General features: G+C 48.4%; 24 protein-coding genes and 1 other RNA gene. 9 read left to right on the top strand and 16 right to left on the bottom strand.

Features of this window, described 5'->3' with window-relative positions; genetic code table 11:
* Positions 1 to 97: 97 nt before the first annotated feature.
* Complete coding sequence (locus PY479_RS12195) at positions 98 to 493, bottom strand: MAPEG family protein (RefSeq protein ID WP_212596693.1); 396 nt, start codon at positions 491 to 493, stop codon at positions 98 to 100.
* Between the two features lie 166 nt (positions 494 to 659).
* Between PY479_RS12195 and PY479_RS12190 the strand changes: the two genes are divergently transcribed.
* The 3 genes from PY479_RS12190 to PY479_RS12180 all read left to right on the top strand — a co-directional run bounded on the left by PY479_RS12190 (position 660) and on the right by PY479_RS12180 (position 4,797).
* Positions 660 to 1,880 carry a threonine/serine exporter family protein gene (locus PY479_RS12190; RefSeq protein ID WP_212594682.1) on the top strand — a complete coding sequence of 407 codons (1,221 nt, stop codon included), beginning with the start codon at positions 660 to 662 and terminating at the stop codon, positions 1,878 to 1,880.
* Positions 1,881 to 1,981: 101 nt separating this feature from the next.
* Positions 1,982 to 3,595, top strand: a complete 1,614-nt coding sequence (locus PY479_RS12185) for a hypothetical protein (RefSeq protein ID WP_275483930.1) — start codon at positions 1,982 to 1,984, stop codon at positions 3,593 to 3,595.
* A 104-nt stretch (positions 3,596 to 3,699) separates the two neighbouring features.
* The gene (locus PY479_RS12180; protein ID WP_275483929.1) at positions 3,700 to 4,797 is read left to right on the top strand and encodes an NADH:flavin oxidoreductase/NADH oxidase; all 1,098 of its coding nucleotides are present in this window, start codon (positions 3,700 to 3,702) and stop codon (positions 4,795 to 4,797) included.
* A 439-nt stretch (positions 4,798 to 5,236) separates the two neighbouring features.
* Here PY479_RS12180 and PY479_RS12175 read toward each other — a convergent pair whose 3' ends face one another.
* The 3 genes from PY479_RS12175 to PY479_RS12165 form a co-directional block, all read right to left on the bottom strand.
* The gene (locus tag PY479_RS12175; protein ID WP_275483928.1) at positions 5,237 to 5,719 is read right to left on the bottom strand and encodes a hypothetical protein; all 483 of its coding nucleotides are present in this window, start codon (positions 5,717 to 5,719) and stop codon (positions 5,237 to 5,239) included.
* 227 nt (positions 5,720 to 5,946) lie between these two features.
* Positions 5,947 to 7,206, bottom strand: coding sequence for a hypothetical protein (locus tag PY479_RS12170; protein ID WP_275483927.1), 1,260 nt, complete (start codon positions 7,204 to 7,206; stop codon positions 5,947 to 5,949).
* A gap of 472 nt (positions 7,207 to 7,678) precedes the next feature.
* Positions 7,679 to 8,230 (bottom strand): recombinase family protein, encoded by a 552-nt coding sequence (locus tag PY479_RS12165; protein ID WP_275483926.1) that lies wholly within the window; start codon positions 8,228 to 8,230, stop codon positions 7,679 to 7,681.
* 287 nt (positions 8,231 to 8,517) lie between these two features.
* Between PY479_RS12165 and PY479_RS12160 the strand changes: the two genes are divergently transcribed.
* A complete protein-coding gene (locus PY479_RS12160; RefSeq protein WP_275483925.1) occupies positions 8,518 to 8,751 on the top strand; it encodes a hypothetical protein in 234 nt (77 codons plus the stop codon).
* A 185-nt stretch (positions 8,752 to 8,936) separates the two neighbouring features.
* On the opposite strand, the gene PY479_RS12155 is transcribed toward PY479_RS12160, so the two are convergent.
* From PY479_RS12155 to rsmI, 6 genes are all read right to left on the bottom strand, one after another.
* Positions 8,937 to 10,064 (bottom strand): beta family protein, encoded by a 1,128-nt coding sequence (locus PY479_RS12155; protein ID WP_275483924.1) that lies wholly within the window; start codon positions 10,062 to 10,064, stop codon positions 8,937 to 8,939.
* Positions 10,065 to 10,075: 11 nt separating this feature from the next.
* Complete coding sequence (locus PY479_RS12150; protein ID WP_275483923.1) at positions 10,076 to 11,308, bottom strand: ImmA/IrrE family metallo-endopeptidase; 1,233 nt, start codon at positions 11,306 to 11,308, stop codon at positions 10,076 to 10,078.
* Positions 11,301 to 11,564: a type II toxin-antitoxin system HigB family toxin gene (locus tag PY479_RS12145; RefSeq protein WP_275483922.1), complete on the bottom strand. Its 264-nt coding sequence runs from the start codon at positions 11,562 to 11,564 to the stop codon at positions 11,301 to 11,303. The genes PY479_RS12150 and PY479_RS12145 overlap by 8 nt, the downstream gene beginning before the upstream one ends.
* A 181-nt stretch (positions 11,565 to 11,745) precedes the next feature.
* Positions 11,746 to 13,023 carry a DUF6538 domain-containing protein gene (locus tag PY479_RS12140; RefSeq protein WP_275483921.1) on the bottom strand — a complete coding sequence of 426 codons (1,278 nt, stop codon included), beginning with the start codon at positions 13,021 to 13,023 and terminating at the stop codon, positions 11,746 to 11,748.
* A gap of 96 nt (positions 13,024 to 13,119) precedes the next feature.
* Positions 13,120 to 13,480: RNase P RNA component class A (gene rnpB, locus PY479_RS12135), an RNA gene on the bottom strand.
* 44 nt (positions 13,481 to 13,524) lie between these two features.
* Positions 13,525 to 14,370 (bottom strand): 16S rRNA (cytidine(1402)-2'-O)-methyltransferase, encoded by an 846-nt coding sequence (gene rsmI / locus PY479_RS12130; protein WP_275483920.1) that lies wholly within the window; start codon positions 14,368 to 14,370, stop codon positions 13,525 to 13,527.
* Positions 14,371 to 14,458: 88 nt separating this feature from the next.
* On the opposite strand from rsmI, the gene PY479_RS12125 reads away from it, so the two are divergent.
* From PY479_RS12125 to dolP, 4 genes are all read left to right on the top strand, one after another.
* Entirely contained in the window at positions 14,459 to 16,351 is a 1,893-nt protein-coding gene (locus PY479_RS12125; protein ID WP_275483919.1) for a penicillin-binding protein activator, read from the top strand.
* A gap of 16 nt (positions 16,352 to 16,367) precedes the next feature.
* A complete protein-coding gene (locus PY479_RS12120; protein ID WP_275483918.1) occupies positions 16,368 to 16,694 on the top strand; it encodes a YraN family protein in 327 nt (108 codons plus the stop codon).
* Positions 16,695 to 16,790: 96 nt separating this feature from the next.
* The gene (locus tag PY479_RS12115; RefSeq protein WP_212594687.1) at positions 16,791 to 17,384 is read left to right on the top strand and encodes a phosphoheptose isomerase; all 594 of its coding nucleotides are present in this window, start codon (positions 16,791 to 16,793) and stop codon (positions 17,382 to 17,384) included.
* Positions 17,381 to 17,956, top strand: coding sequence for a division/outer membrane stress-associated lipid-binding lipoprotein (dolP, locus tag PY479_RS12110; protein WP_212594688.1), 576 nt, complete (start codon positions 17,381 to 17,383; stop codon positions 17,954 to 17,956). The genes PY479_RS12115 and dolP overlap by 4 nt, the downstream gene beginning before the upstream one ends.
* A 75-nt stretch (positions 17,957 to 18,031) precedes the next feature.
* On the opposite strand, the gene trpS is transcribed toward dolP, so the two are convergent.
* Genes trpS through rpe form a run of 3 tightly spaced genes read right to left on the bottom strand, consistent with a single transcriptional unit; the run spans position 18,032 to position 20,410 of the window.
* Positions 18,032 to 19,039: a tryptophan--tRNA ligase gene (gene trpS, locus PY479_RS12105; protein WP_212594689.1), complete on the bottom strand. Its 1,008-nt coding sequence runs from the start codon at positions 19,037 to 19,039 to the stop codon at positions 18,032 to 18,034.
* A gap of 19 nt (positions 19,040 to 19,058) precedes the next feature.
* On the bottom strand, positions 19,059 to 19,739 hold the full coding sequence (locus tag PY479_RS12100; protein WP_212594690.1) for a phosphoglycolate phosphatase: 681 nt from the start codon (positions 19,737 to 19,739) through the stop codon (positions 19,059 to 19,061).
* A 2-nt stretch (positions 19,740 to 19,741) separates the two neighbouring features.
* The gene (gene rpe, locus PY479_RS12095) at positions 19,742 to 20,410 is read right to left on the bottom strand and encodes a ribulose-phosphate 3-epimerase (protein WP_275483917.1); all 669 of its coding nucleotides are present in this window, start codon (positions 20,408 to 20,410) and stop codon (positions 19,742 to 19,744) included.
* 188 nt (positions 20,411 to 20,598) lie between these two features.
* Between rpe and PY479_RS12090 the strand changes: the two genes are divergently transcribed.
* Positions 20,599 to 20,955, top strand: a complete 357-nt coding sequence (locus tag PY479_RS12090; protein WP_212594692.1) for a hypothetical protein — start codon at positions 20,599 to 20,601, stop codon at positions 20,953 to 20,955.
* 28 nt (positions 20,956 to 20,983) lie between these two features.
* Here PY479_RS12090 and PY479_RS12085 read toward each other — a convergent pair whose 3' ends face one another.
* The 3 genes from PY479_RS12085 to aroB form a co-directional block, all read right to left on the bottom strand.
* Positions 20,984 to 21,823, bottom strand: a complete 840-nt coding sequence (locus tag PY479_RS12085; protein ID WP_212594693.1) for a Dam family site-specific DNA-(adenine-N6)-methyltransferase — start codon at positions 21,821 to 21,823, stop codon at positions 20,984 to 20,986.
* 68 nt (positions 21,824 to 21,891) lie between these two features.
* A complete protein-coding gene (locus PY479_RS12080) occupies positions 21,892 to 23,337 on the bottom strand; it encodes an ATP-binding protein (RefSeq protein ID WP_212594694.1) in 1,446 nt (481 codons plus the stop codon).
* 16 nt (positions 23,338 to 23,353) lie between these two features.
* Positions 23,354 to 24,433: a 3-dehydroquinate synthase gene (gene aroB, locus PY479_RS12075; RefSeq protein ID WP_275483916.1), complete on the bottom strand. Its 1,080-nt coding sequence runs from the start codon at positions 24,431 to 24,433 to the stop codon at positions 23,354 to 23,356.

Genomic DNA, 24,433 nt, shown 5'->3' with positions numbered 1-24,433 from the left:
AGTATAACAGGGCACCCTGATTAAGTGTGAACAATTTTTCAGCAATAAGTGCCTTTTTCTGCACTCTTTCGTAATACCCTTAAGCAGCTTGCGGGCTTTAAGCTTCAAGGAACATCACAATATCAACGACAGCCAATGCCACCATCACCCCCCAGGTTCCCAACATGCCCAACATACGGCCCATGTGCGGACCACCTTTCCCCTGCGTCAACCCGATGGCATGTAGCAAGCGAGACACCAGCATCACCGTACCAAACAGATGTAACCATCCTGCATGCAAGCCATCTAACTCAGCGATTGCCAGCAGTAGCAACCCCAACGGCGCATTTTCCAGCAGATTCCCGTGCGCCCGCCGTGCGAGATAAATCTCAGGATGTTCGCCATTGCCTACCCCGACTTTAAAACGCACTCGAAGTTGCACGACTCGGGCACTCAAAAACAGCGCCAAGAAGGTTGTTAACGCGCAATAAAAACCAGAAACATACAGTGTCATCATTTTCTCCGCTGACAGCGTTTATCACTGCCGATATGGTTAAATAACCTTAGGAAATTTAATTTTTTATGTCATTATTCCCTTGAGATAAAATTCCTTTAAAATGCGCGCCAAATTGGCATGTTGCCTTGCCGGCCACCTTGATACACAAGTACGAGGCTCCCCAGTGGACAATCAGGAATTTCTGGAAAAACGCCGCTTTATAATAAAGCTGGGCAAGGCTTTGCACAAATTTGGTACACCAGCTTATCGTCTGGAAACCCATCTGCAAACTGTCGCCAAAACGCTGGGGCTGGACGGTTACTTTCTGATCTCCCCAACGTCCATGACCTTCGTGTTACAGCACGATACCGATCAGGAATACAACCACGTTGCCCGAGTAAAACCTGGAGAGCTGGATTTGGGCGCGCTGGCACGCACTGATGCGCTGGTGGAAGAACTGCGCAGTGGACAGCGTACCTTGTCAGAGGCGTTGCAACGTCTTGATCAAATTGCTGAAATGCCCAATCCATACGGACCGCTACTAACCCTCTGCGCGTATGGTTGTGCTGGTGCCGCGTTTGCCATGCTGATGGCCACCAGCTGGAATGACGTGTTCTGGTCTGGCATTGTCGGGCTGATAGTGTACGGGTTGGTGTTCGCTGCTGAGCACTCCAAACGTATGGCCGAATTGCTGGAGCCACTAGCAGCCACGGTCGCCGGAATCGTCAGTTGTGGCTTTGCCTTGCTGGACCCATCCATCAACATCCCGGTAGTGATCCTCTCCGGCATCATTGTGTTTATTCCCGGCTTGGGACTGACCCTCGGGCTGGCAGAATTGTCTGCCCGCGATCTGATGTCTGGCACCATGCGCATCATGGATGCCGTCATGGTATTGTTCAAACTCTATTTTGGCGCAGTGCTTGGAGTTGCTATTGGCAGCGCGATATTTGGTCAGGATCTGTTTATTGAGCCGACATCATTACCGCGCTGGGCCAGTTGGCTGGCAGTCCCATTATTATCTTCAGCACTAGTATTCATTTTCAAAGCCCGCCTGAAAGATGCACCTTGGGGAATCTTTGCCGGAGTCTTGGCGTTTGTCGCGGCGATGTTCGGCGGTATCTATCTTGGCGATTCCATCGGTATTTTCTTTGGCGCGCTGGCAGTAGGCATCTATGCCAATCTGTTTTCTCGCTGGACCAGAGCCCCGGCCTCTATCGCGTTATTACAGGGCATCGTGATCCTGGTTCCCGGCAGCAAGACCTATCTTGGGCTCAATGCATTCGTGTCCGGAGATACCATGCTGGCACAGCCACATTTGGGGGCGCAGCTGTTCCTGATTTTTATGTCACTGGTCGCTGGGCTAATCTTTTCCAATGTTGTAATCACCCCGCGCTCCACGCTGTAACAGGATCGTCAAAAACCGTCGTGACATTCCGCCACATTTCCAAAAAACGACTATGATTCAAATAGTCCGGTTCAACACTGTGTTGTTTTGGGGAGCGCTGAATGCATTATCACCAGGTACTGTGGTTACTGGCGACGGCCGCTGTCAGTATATCGGGATATGCGACACCTGTAGCCAAACCAGCCGCTGACGACAATAGTTTCGTCGTCGGCCATATTCAGGTGATGACCAACCCTATCTTTGATGAATCAGCCGATAACGCCATTTTTTTGCACCGCTGGGCCAATGCCGTTCACATCAATACCCGAGATTCAGTTGTACTGGAGCGCCTGAGTTTTAAAGAAGGGGATGTTATCACCCAGAAACAGTTAGAAGAGGCACAGCGTATCCTCAGAAAAGAACCTTACCTGCGCGATGCCAAAATTCTTAAAGTTCCCGCCAGCAAAAGCAGCCCGAATCAGCCAGTAAATCTATTGGTAGAGACGTGGGATCAGTGGTCATTATTGCCGACGGTGGATTGGGGCCGCAGCGGCGGTAAAAATCGCTACTCATTTGGCATTAAGGACGACAATATTCTCGGCTTGGGGATGCAAACCCAACTGGAATATCAATCAGATGAAAACCGCACTGGCTACAAATTTGATTTCGAAACTCCGCTCACGATTATCAAAAATGCCCGGGTAGCGGCCAGCTTTGCCGATAATGATGATGGCAAATCCACGTGGCTAAAGTTCGACAAGCCGTTTTACACACTGATGGATACCCGAGCTTATGGGGGAGAATACTTAAGTGTCGATCGCATCAACACTTTTCGGCAGAACGGTGAAGATCTGCAAGAATACAAGGAGGGGATGGATTTCGCAGAATTTTACTGGGGGAAGCTGCTCAGCAGTGATGGCGCCGTTCGCCAACGACTACGCTTTGGTATCACACGTGACCGCCACACATTTGCGCCGGTGCCGGGCCAACCACTACTGCCGCTGCCACAGGATCGCGATTTCATTTACCCATGGACAGAATGGGAATATCTGCAAGATGATTATCGGGTCATGACCAATGTGCATCTGATTAATTTTAATGAGGATATTAACCTTGGCTGGCACCATAAACTGCGTTTGGGCCTAGAAACCAATGATGGCGATCACCTCGGTTACCACCTTAATTGGCAGATGAATCGCGGCTATGCCGACGATAACGAGTTGTTATTACTGGCAATGAATGCCGAAGGCGTTTTTGCGACAGCCCAGCCGGACTATTACCGGGTAAGTGCTACCGCCGAATACTTTTACCGTTTCAATCAAAAGTGGTCAGCCTACTCACGTGTGCGGATGACAACTTCTCGCCACAATTTTTGGGATTTGCCATTAACGCTTGGGGATGAAACCGGCATGCGAGGCTACCCTAACGAGTTTCAATATGGAGACCAGCTGTGGCTGCTCACCACCGAACTACGTAACTATCCCAATATCAATCTGTACCAACTCGCAGAATTAGGTTGGGCGGCATTCATCGACGTGGGGCAGGCGTTTGGTGGACCGTTATCGGACGATAACGAAATCTCACATCCCATCGGCGCCATCGGTGTTGGCGCACGTATCTATTCATCCCGCTCCAGTTATGGCAACGTGGTACACATCGACTTCAGCTTGCCGATGAGTAACGGGGAAAACGTCAACGGCTGGGAATGGCGCTTTGAAGTAAAAAGTCATTTCTGATCCACGCCCACTTGCCAACCACAGCCCATCAAAGCATACAATGGTCTCCTAGTGTCGTGCTTTTAACTGCCACGGCAACAATAGTCTTGCAAAGGAGGCATCTCGTGGCAAAGCTGTTCAGTCCCCTGACCGTGGGGTCACTCACGCTGAAAAATCGCATTATCATCGCCCCTATGTGTATGTATTCCGCCGACAACGGTGTCGTACAGCCGTGGCATTGGCAACATTATGGCAATCTGGCGCAGTCTGCAGCTGGGATGTTGATCGTTGAAGCCTCGGCCGTAGCGCCGGAGGGCCGAATTTCTTACGCCGATGTGGGGTTATGGAACGATCAATGTCAGTATGCCTTACAGCAGCTAGTACGCGATATTCGGCGGGATTCAGATATGCCTTTGTTGGTACAGCTAGGCCATGCCGGGCGTAAAGCTTCTTGCCACAAACCGTGGGATGGCGGCCAGCAACTACCTGAAACGGATGAGCGCAGTTGGCAAACCATCGCGCCAAGTGCGGTGCCGTTTACCGAAGGACAACGACTGCCACTGGCGATGACCGACGCCCAGATAGACGACTGCATCAACCAGTTTGTTGCCGCCGCAAAACGGGCGCACGCTGCGGGGATGAATGGCGTAGAACTGCATGCAGCTCACGGTTATCTGCTGCATCAATTTCTATCGCCACTCAGCAATCAACGAAATGATGACTTTGGCGGTTCCCTCAGCAACCGCATGCGACTGCCACTGGCAGTATTTGATGCAGTTCGCGCTGCGCTGCCCCGCCATTTTGTGGTGGGCGTGCGCATCAGCGCTACCGATTGGGTGGATGGCGGCTGGGATCTGCCACAAAGTATTGCGTTTGCACGGGAACTGGATCATCGCGGTTGCGATTATATTCATGTCTCCAGCGGCGGCTTATCAGACCAACAACAAATTGCTATCGGCGCTGGCTACCAAGTGCCATTTGCCGCCGCGATTACCGCCCAGGTAAAGATGCCGGTGATTGCGGTAGGACTGATCACCGATGCGCAGCAGGCCGAAAAAATTCTACTGCAAGATCAGGCTGATGCCATCGCCCTGGCTCGCGGCATCCTTTATGACCCGCGCTGGCCTTGGCATGCGGCTGCCGCGCTTGGCGCTGAAGTGCAAGCCGCACCGCAGTATCTACGCTGCCAACCACAGGGATTGAGGTCGCTGCTACATAAGTAGTCTTTCACTTTTCATGCGACCGCTCGAGAACGTCGTAAACTTGTTTGTCTACCAAAAGAAAAAGCCCAGCGAATCAGCTGGGCTTTATAAATTAGGTGAGTTGGCACTATATAAGCCGGGTTCTGTTCTCCCCGAAGGGAGCGGCAGCCATTCCTCTAGGCCTGCAATCGCTCGCAGGCTCAAGCAATCTACCCGGTTCCGACGCGAGCCACGCCATAAGGAACCCTATTTGGCGCTCTCCGAGTCAACTTTACGTTCCCACGAATAGTTCTACCAGCATCGCGGTACTTGCTTACACCCAACTCACTAAATCAGTCGGTACACTGTGTTTGTGTCCCACTAGTGTACCACTTTGTGTCTCACCTGAAAGCACAACTTGCCACCAGCACACCTCTTAGACGGTGCGATTTCTATAGGTGAGGCAAGTTGAGCAATCGAACTAGGCGGCTGCTAACGTGATTAATTCCTCCTTCTGATTTTCTTTACAAAAAGACTTAATGGTAGCCTTAAGACAATCGTTAACTGACTGGGCTTGCCATAGCTCTTCTACTAAGCGCTTAATGGTTGAATCCTTACTCTCGAGCTCTGTCTTGAGGCGCTCAATAGTTTTGTTTTTGGCTATAAAAGACTTTAAATAATCATCCAGAAGATTCGTGTAGATTCCCTCTTCTACCCATAGCGCATAAGCAAACAGTGCATCTCGACCAACATACGTTTTGGTGACACATCCATTGGGTACTTCCAGAATGCAGCCTTGTGCCGCCAATTCATCTCTAATTTCCGTACGCCAGCGGTTTGGCCGATATGCTCGTTCTAGATTGAAAAGCTTATGCACCTTGTTTAAGTCATAAAGACCGTTGTCTTCTGTCAATACAGCGTGTTGAATACCATCGATGTAGAGTTGGGTTGTTTGGTTTTTCATTGGTTTCTCCTTGAGTTTGTGAAGTGGTTTAAATTGGTTGTCACCTTGTCGCAGTTAGATATTTACGATGCGACCAAGCGAATCTTTATACGTAAGCCGGACAGTCAGATTTAAGACATGTAAACGTAAGTGACGCCTGTAGTCCGATTCACCGTCCTTGAAAGAGACGCAGATACAGGGATGATGAAATTTTTATACGTAAGGCGGACAGTCGAATACTGACGCTTCTAGGCAACACTTATCTGAGGGGCGTTATTGAACAGTTGTTGGTAACTGGAACGCATGATGCCCTCCAGCGTATCGAGGTGAATCTCAGGGACGACGAAGCTATCGTGAACAGGCAGAACTGGAATATCGGCCATCGTTAAGCTCTCAACCACTAGCGAACAGAGTTGGCTGTCGTAATACTGAAGCCACTTCCATGCTTCGTTGTAGAAGCTTTGTTTGATACCAGCATGCGCCCTTTCAAAGCATTCCAGCATTTCACCAGCCTGCGTATGAGTGATATGGAACTCTGAAACCAGTGCTCGCTTTGCACACAGCCTGCTAGATGTCCCAATCGCCACCAAGGCCACAGACTTCGCCTCTGCTCGACTCAGACCATCTACTGCATAGCAGTCTTCAGGTGAGTCAAGACCTGAGACGTGATACATGATTCGAGGCTGAAGCGACTTATAGTCCAGCTCGACAGTTTTCTGACCGTCGATGGTGATAGTACGTCGGCTTAACTTTGGCAACGACTGAGCAGGACAATACAACCGCCCACCGAATGTCCAGCCGCCATTGAAAACGCGTTTACATCTCAAGTCCTCATCAGCCAACCTGTATTGTCTTTCTTCGTCAGTGAAACACCATTGAGATGACTGCCTGAACTCATTCTGTGTGGTAAGACCGTTCCTTAGACCACAAGTAAACTCATCATCCTCATAGTCCACCAATGACTTGTCCTCATTCTTTAGTACCACCGGCTCCTTCAATTTGCTCAATGTTACTAAATCATGGTTCTCACTATTATCAAGCTTCTCCATGAATGAAGTTGTCGGTACGATGAAAGAATAAAGTCCAATTCTTTGTTCAACACAATAAAAGCCTCTCTCAAACACCACGACATCTTGAGCAATCAAGGCATCTATAGCGTCAGACAAAGTGTCGACTGAGAATGCACTGGAGCGATAGCGCGATGGAATAGCAGGTTTGTATTTGCCTTTGGGCACTATAACCCCCACGCATTTGTCGTTACCCCAAAATGAAGCTGCATGAGCTAGGTTTGCCAGCAAGCATCGACAAGCGGCTTCTATTGGCTTAGTTCGACGACGACGCTGGCTAAACAAAGAATCAACGATAACATCGGCAAGCATTCCATCTAGCCCCTTGGACTCACGCAAGTAGAAGGTATTGAGATTTGGATATCTATCAGATTGCCGATGCTTTAATGCTGCTTGCCAACGAAAGTTGGGGGCTGGTCGCTCAAAAAATGAAGTCTTCAATTAAATCTCCTTATTCCCCCTATTAGTGCTACTAGCCTCTCCTAGCCAAACTTCGTGCCGCTTCAGAGCCAATGACTCACCATCGACCAAGACATTCGTTAATGTGGTCGATTAATGAATCAATTCAGGTATAAGAAGCTGATGCCAGAGGTTCTGGCTGAGACTAAGGCTGGTACACTAATGGTGGGTTGGTAGTTTGTGTTGTTGGTAAACCATCTACTTATATCTGTCATCGATGCATGAATGAGTGATGGAGGTGAGAAAGACGTTCTGCTGAAACAGGGTACTCGTGACGCCAAGCTGAACTTGGAGACTTGCACCCGTATTCGTGAACATTTTTATACGTAGGCCGGACAGTCAGCCAGACCTTGAGTGTTCCGTATTGAGGCTGACCTCGTTTCAGCGTTATATCTTTATGCCGGACAGTCACTACCTATTGATTTAATTGAAATTATCTCCATTCATCACTGACTTATAGTCCAGTTTCCTCAAGCACTCGATAAACGCTGGTTCTGCCAACGCCTAACTGCTTGGCTATCTGTGCCTTCTTCACGCCCTGCTGGTGGAGCTTCAAGACTTCTTCGCGGTCAACGGACTGCTTACGCCCCTTGTATACATTCCTAGCCTTGGCCTTCTCGATGCCTTCGCGCTGACGTTCTTTAATCAGAGCACGCTCGAACTGAGCAACAGCACCCATCACAGACAGCATTAAGTCCTGCATAGGATTTGACTGGTTAGCAGTGAACTCCCAGCCTTCCTTGACGAACTTAATGGTAATGCCTCGCTCAGTGAATCCGCTAATCAGTGATAGTAAGTCGCTCAGGTTCCTCGCCATACGGTCAATGCTGTGCACCAGAATAACGTCGCCTTCACGCGAGTGGTTAATCAACTCCTTCAGTGCCGGACGCTCTGTTGTTGCACCTGAGCAATGGTCAACGAACTCCTTGTCCAACTTCATGCCATCAAGCTGGCGAGCGGTGTTCTGGTCAACTGTCGATACGCGCTTATAGCCGAGTGTTTGCATTCCTTTGTGTTCCAATAGCCTCTAGACCCTGACAGATTAGCCGCACCATAAATCAAAAGTCAACCCTAACGGAACACATTGACCGTTCCGCGAATCTGTTCCGCTGGAGTACAGGCTATTGGGAATATTACGACAAGAATCATCAAAGCTTGCTAACCAAACGGAATTGTCTATTTTCAGGGCGGTTGAATGCCCCAGCTAACAAAGGGGACTATTAATAAATTGCGCAACTACTTTCACAAGGACAAACTATTTACTTATCGGCTCAACAACGACAGGGAAAGCTTATGTACAAACCGACAGAGGAATACCAAGACCTTTATATTCTGGCAAATGGGGAGATAATTGAAGGGACCGAGCGCACCGATTTTGGAATAAATAAAGTTGCTAAGCCAGAAGGCACAATTGCAATACTCAGGGAATGCCATTCACCTCGTTCGGGTTCAAAGATTTCCATCGAAGATGGGTACTCAAAGGAGGAGGTTCTCGAAGCTCTTGCAAAAGGGAAGACACCTACATAATCCTGTGCGGGACGGCACGGGGGGGGAACAATGCACGTTTTTTATTGAAATACAATCTAAAATTTTTTCGGCAAAATTAAAATCAGGGGCCAACACTCCAGCATTACCAACATACTGTTGGAAGCCCCTCCAATAACTCACCTCACGATGACTCAAGCCGGCACATTACCGACTTGAGTACAATACTATGCTTTCGCTATCGCTTTCACTTTGCCAACTTCAAGACTGCGTTCAACTTCAAATACCTCAGCAATCACGTATGTAATGTGATGATTCAAATCAAATGACACCCACTTCGTCGCGTTCCCTGTGAACTTCCCATTCGCACACTTCTCAATCTGAGCATCACCCCAACTAAATGAAGGGTAGAGATAGTAAGGTGAGCCCATGAGTGTTTGGCAAAGACCGTACATCTGGTCCCAACCCTCCTGTTTCGAATGGCCACGAACAACAAAATGCTTTTCTTGAGTTGTATATCTAATCTTACAATTTGCGTGTTTCGCTTTGACGTCATCCTTCATATCAGGGTTTACAACACCATAATCACCAAACACTAACTTTGACTGGGCATTGAATCTCCTGTTGGATTTCCAGACTATCATTTCTTTCCTAACAACGAGACCAGTAGTGTCCCGCTCTGAGACCATATCATTTACCATCACTGTGACAGAGCATCCAGCGATAGATATGAACCCAAACTTGTATGGACTTAATAGCGCCAACGCCTCGGAAAGTTTCTCTTCAATGTCGACGATTGGTAGTTGAGTCGCTCCAAAATCCAGAATCAAACAGCATTTTGTAACGTCTAACCCCATCGAATCGATTATGTCATTTATGTTTTCCAAGAAATGCCGCTCTTCCACCATATCTTCAAAAGCATAAGATTCAAGACGAAGGCAAAACTGACTGTATTTAGATGACAAACCCTTTAAGACAGAGGAGTATTCTCTATCTCCCCAGCGCTCATAGCCAATCACAGGAATGACACTAGAACCCAACCCCGTTAGGCAAGAAGTCAGGTAAGCTAGTACGTGTTCACCATTTTCAATGGTTGAGTTGGGTGCCCACTTAAATATGTCTGTAATTACAGATGAAGATCCAACGGCTGCGTGAATTTTGGCCGCAACTTCACCAATATAGATCTCAAGTGGGTTAGTAACCGTTTGAAAACGAACCCTTGCACGCATCGTATCGGTAAACTGAGATAGCTCAAAAAGAGGCAGTGTTTCTCTCTTAATCTCATCTTCAAGCAGGCTATAAGCTTCAAACTCACCTTGCTTGGTTCTCAGGATAGGTACATATCTAGGGTTCATAGACACCTCTCTTACCAGCTACTTGAAGGAAAGTGTTTACGAACTTCCCCACGGCCAACCAACTCATTAAATTGGTTATATTTCCCTGTATCACGTCTCAATCTTCCGGCGATGATAGCAGGGTGAATTCTTAGCTCTCTCGATAACTTCTCAATGGTGGCCCCATTGGGATTCAAATAAGCATCGCTTCTCTTCCAGCTAACTCTTGGTATCAGTGTATCTCTAGCAATGCGATTAGCCTCAGCTTCGAAAGGGTCTCGGCTATCACTAGGGTGCTCAATGTCATCAACGAATGTTTTCTCAGCATCCGTGTGCTTCCAGATATGAACCAATTCGTGCAATAGCGTAAACCAAAAGTTATCTAGTCTGTCCTGCCTCAGCGAAAGAGCAATTATTGGTGTACCGTCGCTATCTTTAAGTGCAGCTCCATCAACTGAAGTCCCCTTTAGCGCTGGTTCAATCACGACACAAATGCCATTTTTCTCAAGCAATTCGACAGCTAGCAATGGACCAAACTCTGACCAACTTAGCTGAGCGACTTCTCTTAAAAACTCATTCGACAGTAACTCGGGATTGTATCTGCCGAGCCTTGGCTTTTTAGCTCTCGCTGTCTGGATAACTCGGGCGACCCAAGCATATAACTTGTAATGTGACGATGGAGAATATGCGTCACCACTGAGTGTTCTTTTAAAAGATGCAGAAGCGGTTGTCTCACCTAACTGTGCGATGAAATTTTTAACCTGTTCTTCTACTCCTTGCTTCACCTTCCCTTTGATATCGTCAATCCAACCTTTTGAAATCATTTCTTTGATTGGGAACTTAGACCAGTCCATTTCCCTCTTCGTAATACGGCCCGAAAAATCCGGCTCAGCATCCAACCCTAAAAGAGTCTGAGGAGCAATTCCCAACCCAACAGCTAACGACTTAATCATCGGTACTGTTAAAGGACGCTTTCCAGACAACACCTCGGAAACTCTACTTTTAGTACCGAAATAAGGTGCCAAATCCACCTGTTTTAGACCCTTCTCTGCCATACGAAATTTGATAGCGTCTATTGGGTCAACGGGTACAATCTCAAAGTTTGTCTTCTCATAACTTTCAATAAGAACAGTTAAAACTTCCAGCCTCTCTGATTCATCTGAGCCGGGTTCAAGCTCTCTCACTAATAGGCTTTCAACTTCCCGAAGATAAGCCTCGTACTGTTCAGCAGTTCTAATGACCGTCAATGGCATTGGTTTATTCATTTTTATACACTTCTTGAATCAACGCGGTTCCCTTTTCGAAAGACAAAAGTATCTTTATCCGATGTGAGCTATCACTTACAGGGAACACAAAAACATTCGCCCCCTTCTGCTCAACTCTTGGATACGCCTCAAGCACATCGTTTGTCTCTTTCCAATTGGCAAAGCTCAATTCACCAATCCAAATAGCAATCCACAAGTCAATGTCCGAGCCACATCCCTGTGTTGCTTTTAACTTAATCTGTCCTAACAACCGCATCTATGTTCTCCATTTGGGAACCAATATATTGCCACTTTTTCATCTTGTCAATCATTAGTTCCACATTTGGGAACGAAATCCATTATATTGACTTAGATTTAGTATGGTCTTTTAGGTTAAATTTCAACCTAAGAACGAATTTATTTTAAGTTCTATAGCTAGTTAGTAAGAACGTTCTTATTTACCAGTCATTGATTGCATCCATAACTACGGACAAAGCATTGACAGTAAAATCGTGCGTATATCGCTTCGAGATACCTAACTCAGATTTTTGGTGACCAACCACAGTCTGGAACAACGAGGTAGGCACGCCGCATTGCTGTACCTTGGTGATGAACGTATGCCTGAAGCTGTGCAATGAATATCTCTGCCCCTTGTCGTTAACATCCGGTACTTCAAGCTCATCCAGCAACTCTCTGACGTGATGTGTCATTCGAGCTGGGCGACTCATCAATTTAGGAAACAAGGTGGTCTTACTGGCTCTAACAAACTCTAAAAAGCCATTACGAATTAGCTCCTTATGAATCGGTATAGCACGTGTAGCTGCCTCAGTTTTACCTTCTGATATCCATAGGTAATATCGCTGGGAGTCTTCATCAAACCTCAAGCTGCTCTTGGTTAATCCAGTGATATCTCCTCGCCGAGCACCCGTATATATTGCCAACAAAACCGACCAGCGCTCCCAACCATCAAGAGTTAGAGCCTTAGCTTTAATCCGGCGCACTTGAGTATCTGAGAAGCTAGCGTAAGACTTTGACTTAGCCTCATACCGAACATTGGAAGTTGGAGCAACTTGGTAAACACCTCTTTCAATCGTAAGGTAAGCGCTGAAGAAACTCTGGCAAAGCTTCAAGAGATCTTTGACCAATTTGCCAGAAACCTTGTATTCATCTGCAACTGACTGTGCGTCCAATTCCAGCAGTTCTGCGACCGACAGCTTGCAGTAAGGATTGATGTTGCCCCGAGGAAAATCTTGAAAGCGTGATAGTAGGGTTTTAATCATTCTTTTATTAATTGAACGCACATCAACATCCTCCCACAAGCACTTCATAAGCTCGTAGTAGCGTTCATTCTGTCTGATAACCTTGTGACTCCAGTCTTTCTTGAACGCCCTGAAATCGCTCCACGCTTCGCTAAGCAGGTATGGGGGAAGCTTACTATCTTCCTGATTCTCAGTCGGCATTGAGAGTTGTGCTAACGGAACAGGCTGGGCTGCTGGATAATATAAAACTGGTTCTCTGATTTCTTTAAGTGCGGACTCAACCGCTGCGTTCATTTCACGAGCACGTTTGATTAGTCGAATCGCCTTGAGAAAAGGTGCGACAGACTCGACGGCTTCAGAATAGCTGGTGGTATGAAGGGAGTATTTAATCTCAGGTGAATCGCTCAGTTGCCTTAGGCGAGCAGGAATGCGAAAGCGGAAATAATATGTGTGATTTCTACGGCAGAGATAAAGCATCTAGTACCAACCTGTGTCTCAAGTTGTGTACCAGCTGATTGGAATTTTGTAGGGGCGGAGTCGGATAACCGCCTGATATACAAGCGGTTACCCTAATCCGTGAGTTGGCACTATATAAGCCGGGTTCTGTTCTCCCCGAAGGGAGCGGCAGCCATTCCTCTAGGCCTGCAATCGCTCGCAGGCTCAAGCAATCTACCCGGTTCCGACGCGAGCCACGCCATAAGGAACCCTATTTGATCTTGCTCCGGGTGGAGTTTACCATGCCACGGACTGTTACCAGCCGCGCGGTGCGCTCTTACCGCACCCTTTCACCCTTACCGGCCCGAAGGCAGGCGGTCTACTCTCTGTTGCACTGGTCGTCGGCTCACGCCGCCCAGACGTTATCTGGCACCCTGCTCTGTGGAGCCCGGACTTTCCTCCCCGTTCTTGCGAACGCAGCGACTGCCTGGCCAACTCGGCGCGGATTATAGCCCAGCCAGCCCCACTGGCAAACTATTTCTGTTACCAGCCAAGTTCCAATCCCTGTTTATAAAGGGCATTTTTCTTCAGGCCGTAGATTTCAGCGGTAATTGCAGCTGCCTTTTTAAGTGGCAATTCGCCACATAGCAGTTTCAGTGTATCCAGCGCTTTTGCGGGTATCGCATCTTCATCGGCAGCACCGACATAACCGTGGCACATCAGTATCATTTCGCCCTTTTGCTGATTGGGGTCTGCCTCAACCCGGGCGCGAACCTCGCTGATACTCCCCACCAGAAAGGTTTCAAAGGTCTTGGTAAGTTCGCGCGCCATCACCATCGGCCGCTTGCTGCCGAATACCTGTTCCAGAGCCTCTAGGCTTGGCAGAATTCGGTGAGGCGATTCATAGAATATCAGCGTGCGACTATCTTCCTTGAGCGACGCCAATTTATCCAGACGTGCTTTATCTTTGGCCGGCAGGAAGCCCTCAAACGAGAAGCGATCGGACGGCAGCCCTGACGCCGACAGGGCTGTAATTGCGGCACAAGCCCCCGGTAACGGACTGACCTGAAATCCGGCGTCACGCACCTGTGACACCAAATGATAGCCGGGATCGGAAATCAACGGAGTCCCGGCGTCGCTGATCAATGCCACCGACTCCCCGGCCTGCAGCTTTTCGATAAACCATTGCGCCCTGGCGCGTTCATTGTGATCATGCAGTGCCATCGTACGAGTGGTAATATTAAAGTGACTCAGTAATTTACCGCTATGACGGGTATCTTCGCAGGCAATCAGGCTGACTGCAGACAACACCTCTACCGCCCGTGGGGTGAGGTCCCCTAGATTACCAATCGGAGTTGGAACAATATAAAGCGCAACGGGCATGGTCATAACCACCTCGGATAACAGATTGTCCGGTCTTTCGCTGGACAACATAGAAGGTTAAACTAAGGCCAGCATATTACCAGAGTACAGCCTTGTGTTGAAAAGCCAGAATTTGATCAAGCCTACAATTGCCATTGTGCTGTTGGCCAGCCTCTGGGGTTGTGGCAGCCGACCGCAACAACCAACAGAAAATATTCAAAGCCAGGTCATCTCATTGGCAACGGCTAATGCCACACCTGCCAGCTATATAGCACAAGCCACTAAAGCGGCTGAACCAGCCACTCGCCAGCGCTTGTTGCTATTGGCGGCAAAGGGTTACCTGAACAGCAATCAGCCTGAGTCCGCGGCTGAGATTCTGACAGCGCTGAAAAAAAACCTGTTAGCTGATCCGGAATTGATGGCGGAATATCGCATTCTCAATGCCCGAGTGCTTGAACAGCAGGGGCATTTAGGTGATGCCTTGACGCAACTGCAGTTCCAATCCACCTGGCAACTCCCTCAGTGGCAATGGAACAATTATCACCAAATGCGGGTGCGTCTTTATGAAAAAACTAAGCAACCGGTATTACAAGCACGAGAGTTGAACGACTGGAGCCAGCATTTACCTGCGGATGAAGCCAAACCGCTGTATCAGCAAATCTGGACACTACTCAAATCCGTACCTGAGGAAACGTTAGAAGCTCAGGCAAATAAAGGCGGCGATACTGCGTACCTTGGCTGGCTGCAATTAGCTTATCTGGCAAAACACTACGCGGTGGATCCGGCAAGTCTGGTCAGTCATCTGGATGGCTGGCAACGAGCGAATCCGTCGCATCCCGCCGCGTTACAATTACCCCAGGATTTGCAGCGGGCGTTAAATACCAAACCTTACCATCCGCAACATATTGCAGTGTTACTGCCATTGAGCGGGGAGCGCGCCGATATTGCTGAACCCATACGGCAGGGCATAGTCGCTGCCTATCTGGCAGAACCAGATGATTCGGTCAGCATTAATTTCTATGACACTGCCACCGGTGCGGCTAAAGCCTATCAGCAAGCGCTGCAGAACAACGCGGATTTTATCATCGGTCCATTGTTGCCTAATGAAGTCGAACAGATTCTCTCATTAGGGCAACAACCGTCAGCACCAATAGTGCCATCAACCACCACCGGGAGTGCACAACCGACCCCAGCACAAGCAGTGTCGCCACGCGCTGCACCACCAGAGTTGTTTTTGAACCATACAAGCAAGCTATTGGTTAATAAAGATAAATACTATTTTGCCTTGTCACCGACGCAGGAATCCGCGGATGCGGCTCAACGCATGTATCAGGATGGTATTGAACGTCCGCTGTTGCTGGCCAGCGACGATAATATTGGCCATCGCATGGCCGAAAGTTTTAATGTCAGCTGGCAAGCCTTAACCAATGAACCCGCTGAAATTCATTATTTTTCAGCGGATAAGATGCGGGATACGGTTCAGGATGCGCTTAATGTCAGCGACAGTCAGGACCGGATTAAGCAGATTAAGAGCATTCTTGGCAATCAGATTAAGGCAGATTTCCGTTCACGGCGAGATATTGATGCTATCTATATGATCTGTAGTAACCAGGCATTACCGCTGCTGAAACCGTACATTGACGTTAACTTCAGTGTTTTCGCGGAGCCGGTCCCCATTTATACCAGTAGTCGGGCCCGACAGGATGACAGCCGCCAAACGGTGCAAGAACTGAATAATATCACGCTCAGCGATATCCCCTGGCTGTTACAAAACAGCAGTGACAGTAATGTTTCGAGTTTATGGCCCTCGTGGGGCAATACTCAAAAACGGCTTTATGCGATGGGATTTGACTCGCTGCAGTTGGTAAATAAGTTGGCGCAGATGCGCGCCTTCCCCGGCTACCAGTTCAACGGCCGCACCGGACTGTTATCGGTCGACAGTGATGGTGTACTGAACCGGCAGCTGAAGTGGGGGAAATACTGGCATGGGGTGCTGCGACCTCAATAATCGAGGATAGGGTTAGATGACGACAGGCAAGGATGCTGAACAGCTCGCCCGAAAATTTCTCGAACAACGGGGGCTGATATTTGTCGAACAGAATGTTCGATATCCCTTTGGAGAGCTGGATCTGGTCATGAAACAGCACTCTGAATGGGTTTTCGTAGAAGTAAAATATCGCGCCACCAAGGGGTTTGGCGGCGCGTTGCAGGCGCTGACGGCCGCGCAACGGGAACGCATCCGCAAGGCGGCCAGTTTATATCTGCAGCAACATAACATCAGGGAAAGCTGCCGGTTTGATGTCATTGCCATCGACGGCAGCGAAGTGAACTGGCTAGCGGGAGCATTTTAGCAAGCCATTGATTAACGTATTTATTACACTTTCAATGCCTGAAATAACGCTGATATTGTGGCATGATAGTGACTCTTGTCAGTGAAGGATTAACGGATGTTAGAACGTATTAAAGACTGTTTTACCGAGTCGATTCAAACCAAAATCGACGCAGCAGAAGCCTTGCCTGACGACATCGAGAAGGCCGCTACCATGATGGTGAACTGCTTATTAGGCGGTCACAAAATTCTTGCCTGTGGTAATGGTGGCAGTGCCGGTGATGCCCAACATTTTTCTGCTGAGCTGTTGAACCGCTTTGAGATTGAACGGCCACCTTTGCCAGCCATCGCACTGACAACTGACAGCTCCACCCTCACCGCTATTGCTAACGATTACAGTTATGACGAAGTGTTTTCTAAGCAGGTGCTGGCACTGGGGCAACCAGGTGATATTTTACTGGCCATTTCTACCAGCGGTAATTCACGTAATGTTATTAAAGCCATGGAAGCGGCATTGAGCCGTGACATGACCATTGTAGCAATGACCGGTAAAGATGGCGGTGCCATGGCCGGCTTACTGAGTGCCAATGATGTGGAAGTGCGAGTGCCATCCAATGTCACTGCGCGTATCCAAGAAGTGCACCTGCTAGTCATTCACTGCCTCTGCGACAGTATTGACCGGACGCTGTTTCCACAGGACGACAATCAATGAGATTCCTGCTCCTGCTGGGGATGACGGTGTGGATACTCACCGGCTGTGCTGGTGCCATGATGGCGGGCACGGTAGGTGGAGCCGTAGTGCTCAATGATGAACGACCGATCACTACCCAGTTGGATGATACCAATACGGAGTTTCGCATCACCAGCGTATTGTCTGGTGATGAAGAACTGAAATCTCAAGCCAATATCAGCGGCCTGAGTATGAATGGAAATGTACTGCTGATTGGGCAGGCACCCAATTCCCACCTGAGGGATAAAGCCGTGCAATTAGTGCAAGGACTCCAGCTCGGTGGCAAAATTCACAACCAGATCCGTATCGGCAACCCCGTCTCCTTTACAACTCGCAGCAATGACAGCTGGATCACCACTAAAGTGAAGGGCCGGATGTTGAATGATAAAAACTTGGATATGACCCGGATTAAGGTAGTGACTGAAAACGGGGAAGTGTTCTTACTTGGGGTTATCAGCCGTGAACAGGCGGATATAGCCACCGATATTGCCCGCAATACTTCCGGTGTTCGCAAAGTCATCCGAATGTTTGACTATATAGAACCAAAGCAATAAGCCCAGCGTTATCACCCATGAACAAAAACGCCGACGTTGGAAATCCGCGTCGGCGTTTTTCTGGTTAATTCGCAATTACAGTGGAAAGCCCACCTTTTCATAAGTCTTTTTAAGGGTAGCGGCTGCACGTGCACGTGCTTTTTCAGCCCCTTCATGCAGAACCTTATTCAAAAAACTAGTATCTTCACGATACTCACGATAACGCTGTTGTAACGGCTCCAGCATGGCCACAACAGCTTCACCCGCAGCAGTTTTAAGATGGCCATACATTTTCCCTTCAAACTGTGCTTCCAAAGTCTGTACACTTTCACCGGTCACACCAGACATCAGACTCAGCAGGTTTGACACCCCTGGCTTATTATCGATATCGAAGCGCACCACAGGCGGCTCTTCACTGTCAGTCATCGCCTTTTTCAGCTTTTTCATGACGGCTTTTGGATCTTCCAACAGACCAATCACGTTATTGCGGTTATCGTCCGACTTCGACATCTTCTTCGTCGGTTCCTGCAATGCCATCACCTTGGCACCGAGTTCTGGAATAAAGGGTTCTGGAACGGTAAAGGTATCGCCATAAGCATTATTAAAACGGATAGCGATATCGCGGGTCAGTTCCAAATGCTGCTTTTGGTCCTGACCAACCGGTACCTGATTGGCCTGATACAACAAGATGTCCGCCGCCATCAGCACTGGATAGTCAAACAGGCCAACGTTCACGTTATTCGCATGGCGCTGCGCCTTGTCTTTAAACTGAGTCATACGGCTCAGTTCACCCATCTGGGTATAGCAATTGAGCACCCAGGCCAACTGGGTATGCTCTGGCACCTGAGACTGCACAAATACCGTACTCTTTTGTGGATCAACGCCACAGGCCAGATACAAGGCCAGGGTGTCAAGACATGCCTTACGTAACTGTTCTGGTTCCTGACGCACCGTTATCGCATGTAAATCCACCACACAGTAAATGCAATCATGACTATCCTGCATGTTCACCCACTGCCGCAGTGCTCCTATGTAGTTACCGATGGTTAATTCACCGGAAGGCTGGGCACCGCTGAATACAATAGGTTTACTGTTACTGCTCATGATGTTTCATACGCTCCGTTTATTTAGACGCCAATAACGCCAGAATTTGCTCAAAATGTTCACAGACAGCATCCGGGCCGCTGAGACTGATATCTTCACCGTAGTTATAACCATAGGTCAAGCCGATGCTCGCAATTGCTGCGGCTTTCGCAGCACGAATATCATTACGGGAATCACCAACCATCAACAATTCGTCATTCGACAATTGCCATTGCTGCATCACGTGCTGTAATGGCAATGGATCGGGTTTCATTTTATCCAGGCTATCACCGCCAAGGATCAACGAAAATAGCGGGGCGATCCCAAATGATTGCAACAGCGGCACCGTAAAACGATAGGGCTTATTGGTCACCACAGCTAAACGATAGCCTTGTTGATGGAATTGCTGTAAAACAGCAGCGACCCCAGGATATAACTGACTGAACTTTTCAAGACACGCTTCATAATGCTTGAAAAATAACGGCATTATTTCATCCATTTGCGCATCAGTCGGCTCTTGCCCCAGGCTGTTTTGCAATGCGCGGCGCATCAGCATAGTCGTACCATTACCGACCCAATTACGCACTTCTGCATCAGTGCAACCGCTCAGCGACCAATCGCGTAATGTCGCGCGACAAGCCTCAGCCAAATCCGGCACGCTGTCCACCAGTGTACCATCCAAATCAAACGCAATACCTTTGATATTTCTAAAATCTGTCATCCTTACAATCCCGCCAGTGCTTGCCGCATCCTATCGATTACTGCCTTATAATCCGCTTGGCCAAAGATAGCGGAACCAGCAACAAACATATCGGCGCCAGCACACGCAATCTCAGCAATATTGTCCTCCTTGACGCCGCCGTCGACTTCAAGGCGAATGTCGTAGCCACTGTCATCGATCAACTTACGTACTTGCGCCAATTTAGTCATGGTGGTCGGGATAAAAGACTGACCGCCAAAACCTGGGTTGACCGACATCAACATAATGACATCCAGTTTATCCATCACGTAATCAAGATAGCTCAGTGGCGTTGCCGGATTAAATACCAGCCCGGCTTTACAGCCGTGGTCACGGATCAGTTGCAGTGAACGATCCACGTGTTCAGTAGCTTCCGGATGGAAAGTAATAATCGACGCCCCCGCCTTGGCAAAATCAGGAATCAGGCTGTCGACAGGCTTGACCATTAAATGCACATCGATATCGGCGGTCACACCGTATTTACGCAATGCCTTACAAATCATGGGCCCGAAAGTAAGGTTAGGCACATAGTGATTGTCCATGACATCAAAGTGGATAACATCAGCACCGGCAGCCAGCACTGCGTCAACCTCCTCACCAAGCCGGGCAAAATCGGCAGATAATATTGAGGGGGCAATCAAAAAAGGTCGCATAATGTACTCACGGGATGTTTAAGAAGTCGCCTATTTTACCCGCCAGGGCCATTAGTCTCTATAGACTCAGGGATTTTTCTGCCAGTTATGGGCAAAAAAAGGGATTTCCCCGCCTTTCTAAAAAGCTGTTTAAATTAACAGCGCTTTTGTTATACTCCTAACGTCATACAGTATCGAGTGACGGGAAAATGGCCTTCAAGAATGAGCATTGTGCTTCCAGCTTAAAATCTGCTGCGATACTGGCGAGTGTTGCCGGTACTGTAGGGATTGCTGCGCTGGTATTTCAGTCGCTCACCGCCGCCGATGATAGTTTGGCGCAGAACTGCGCACAGGTAACAGAATACAATTCCAATCTCCCGAGTAGCCATCCCAATAACCGCTGCGCTGTACAGGATGATGATCTGAGCTGGACCAGTTGGTTAAGCGGAAAAAGCCGTTCAGGGCAGTTCCACTTTATTGATCTGCTGGAACTACTGCATGGTCATGAACGTAAACCATTAGATGATATGACACCGACCAATACTGGACGCTCTTCTGTTTTTTAACATCTATTTGAGTGTTATGAGCATTGGGTTAATCGGGTTGGCACTCACAGGTGTGATCATAAAGCGCGATTAATTCATCGACCTTATTCCTGGCGCTGCCTTTCTGACTGATATTACGTTGTACGCTAACCCTTTCCTTCTTGGCTCCACGATATAACTCCTGAGTTAACGCAATATCGTGATTACTTATTACCACCGGGATCCCTTTTTCCAAAGCTGTTTGGCGGGAACAACGAGCGAGAATCGCTTGGTCATCCAGACTGAAACCCGCCCCAACATAAGTAGTAAAACTAGCGGTGGTTGATAACGGTGCATATGGCGGGTCGCAATACACGACATCGCCAGCCTTCAATAGCGCAAATGCCTGCTCATAACCAATACACATGAATTCTGCACGGGAGGATTTAGCGGCAAATGCGCGGATCTCCCGCTCTGGGAAATAGGGCTTTTTATAAGAGCCAAATGGCACATTGAACGCTCCACGCCGATTATAGCGACATAAGCCATTAAAGCCGTGGCGATTGAGATATAAAAAACTAACGGCGCGGTCAAAGGCATTACGACTACGATTAAACCGGTCTCGTACGTCATAGAATGCGTCACTATCGTTCATCGACGGAACAAACAATTCTGCGGCCGCGCCTATGTATCGCTCTGGCTCCCGCTGGATAATCTGGTACAGGTCGATAAGATCCTGATTAATATCGCACAGAAGGTAACTCGGGAAATCTGTATTCAGAAATACCGAACCCGCCCCAACAAACGGTTCAACCAGTCGTTGACCTGGAGGCAGATGACGAGTAATAGCATCAACCAGCTTGAATTTACCGCCAGCCCATTTAAGAAAGGCGCGTTGTTTTTTATTCATTTATTATGATTGATGCCAACTTCATACAAAGGCCTGGATTGTAACCTGTTTGCCAATAAATATCACGGCTATGGCTGTGCTTGTGGTTGGTAATTCTGAATATCTTTCCACGCCCGGATCCAAGGAGCGGCACCATGTTGATGCTGCCATTTTGCCGCTGCTTGTTGTGCTTGTTTATAGGTAGAGAAATGTCCCAATAACACCACCCACCATTGACCAGAACGACATAGCCAGAATGGCTCATTTTTGGGTAGCACTGACAACTGCCCAGCGACTGATTGTTGTTGCTTCATACTGGTGATCTGCAGTGTATAACCGTCCGTGGGTAAAGTGAGCACTAAGGCTGCAGCAATAGCGGCAGTTTCAATTTTTTGGGAAGGCACATTAGCAGCAATGACTGCAGAGGCTGCCGAAGACTCTGAGATAGGCGCGGCTGAATCAGAAGCAACATGGGCAACGCTTGTGACCTCTACAGTGGCGGCATCAGAAGTCACAACTTCGGCAGTGGTAACATCTGCCGTAGCAGCCGCATCCTGCAGTAATTCACTCACCGCTGCGGATGGAGTCTCATCGACGTTGACGCGGGTATTAACCTCAGCCAGCCAGGGCCATTGACCAACGGATGTTGCTGCAATTGTCGCTGCAGGTCTTAGTGTGGGTGGGAGCCAGTCTAGTAAAAATTCAGGCAACGACAACGTTGACGAAGCGGTTATCGCGAGAGACGGCAGCGCTTGCTTGGGAAGTGGCACCCTCATCTTCCCCATATACCACACACCCATTGCTAATATAGGTAAAACCACCAACGCAGTTTGTATTAACTTTCGCCAGGGGAATTCTTTTGGTGTTTCTGCTTCGCCATGTAACGCCAAATCTAGTAACTGCAACACCTCTGCTGGCGTACCGGATTGCTGTTCCAGTTGATTCACGACAATGCTTCTTGGGGTGAATGTTTTTTGCCGAGAGCGAGTTAACAGCGTCTGATATAACCCTTCCCGTTCTGCCATCGACAATGGCTCAATCCCCAATTGCAGCAACCACTGTCGCTGCTGTTGCGGTAATTGTTGCAGTAACTGCCCAACGAACTCAGGCTTGGCCGTCAGCGTCAGCGTCACCGCCGCCCCACCACAGATGACCTGAGTCAGCATCAGACATTCTGCCCAAACTGCCAAAGGAAGATTGTCGGCATCATCCAATAAGATATGGATCGGTTTTAACAATTTCGGGGTAAATCTTAGCAGGGTATCAACCAGTGAAGTGTCATCATCAAACAGCGGATCGGGTAACAACTGCATGACGATCTTACGGCGGATTTCTGCGGCAGAAGCATACTGAGGACAGGCGACTAACGCTAGATTATAGTCTTCCAACTCATTCGCTAAGGCCGTCAATATGACGGTCTTGCCAGCACCTTGAGAGCCTGCCAGCAACACCAATTGCTCGCCATAACAGGCAAGATGCTGTAATCGATGAAGAAGCGCTTCCTGAGAAGGCAGTAGAAGTTGTTCGCCAGCCACCTGTACACCACAGTGATTAATGTTGGCGGATAACCTGCTCCAGCAGAGCGTCACTCACCTGGCCAAAAACGTCGGCGCGTCCCAACGCAGTGGGTAACACTAATCGAATTTGCCCTGCAAGAACCTTCTTATCACGCCGCATATGTTTGATAAAGCTTTCAAATCCCATGGATGCTGGAGCCTTTACCGGTAACTCGAAGGTTTCCAGTAACTGACGGATGCGACAAACAATTGACGCATCCAATAAATCCATAGCTTTGGCTGTTTCTGCAGCAAGGACTGTGCCAGCGGCGACGGCTTCACCATGTAACCAGTTACCGTACCCCATCTCAGCCTCGATCGCATGACCAAACGTATGGCCGAGATTAAGCAATGCTCTAACGCCATGCTCAGTCTCATCTTCAGCGACAACTTCGGCTTTAATTTCACAACAACGACGAATAGCGTATGACAACGCCGCTGGCTGCAATGCTTTTAACTCGGAGACATGTGCTTCAAGCCATGTAAAAAATTCAGCATCCCAAATGATGCCGTATTTAATGACTTCGGCCATTCCTGCCGCAAACTCCCTCGCGGGAAGAGTACGCAGACAATGTGTATCAATGACTACCGCTTTGGGCTGGTAAAATGCACCGATCATATTTTTGCCCAATGGATGATTCACGGCAGTTTTGCCCCCAACAGAGGAATCAACTTGAGCCAGTAATGTCGTCGGTAGCTGCACAAAATCGACACCACGTTGGTAACTTGCAGCAGCAAACCCGGCCATGTCACCAATAACACCACCGCCGAGCGCCACGATGATTACATCGCGACTGCAGTTATGTTCAAGTAATGCGGTATAAATATTATTCAGCTGTTCAAGCGTTTTGAATTGTTCACCATCAGGCAACACCACTGCATGCACTTGAGTGGCAATTGCAGATAACACGTCAGTCACCTGTTGCAAGTACAGGGGACCAACAGTGTCATTCGTAACAATAAACAACGTTTTATTGGTCAGTAAAGCCAATAATTTATCAGCCTGCTGTAACAGATCCTGGCCGATCAATATAGGATAACTACGATCTCCCAACGCTACCTGGATCTGTTCCAT

The organism is Shewanella sp. A32 (assembly GCF_029167175.1).
Lineage (GTDB): Bacteria > Pseudomonadota > Gammaproteobacteria > Enterobacterales > Shewanellaceae > Shewanella > Shewanella yunxiaonensis.
The sequence above is the reverse complement of the archived record's forward strand: the minus strand, read 5'-3'. Positions and strand labels throughout refer to the sequence as shown.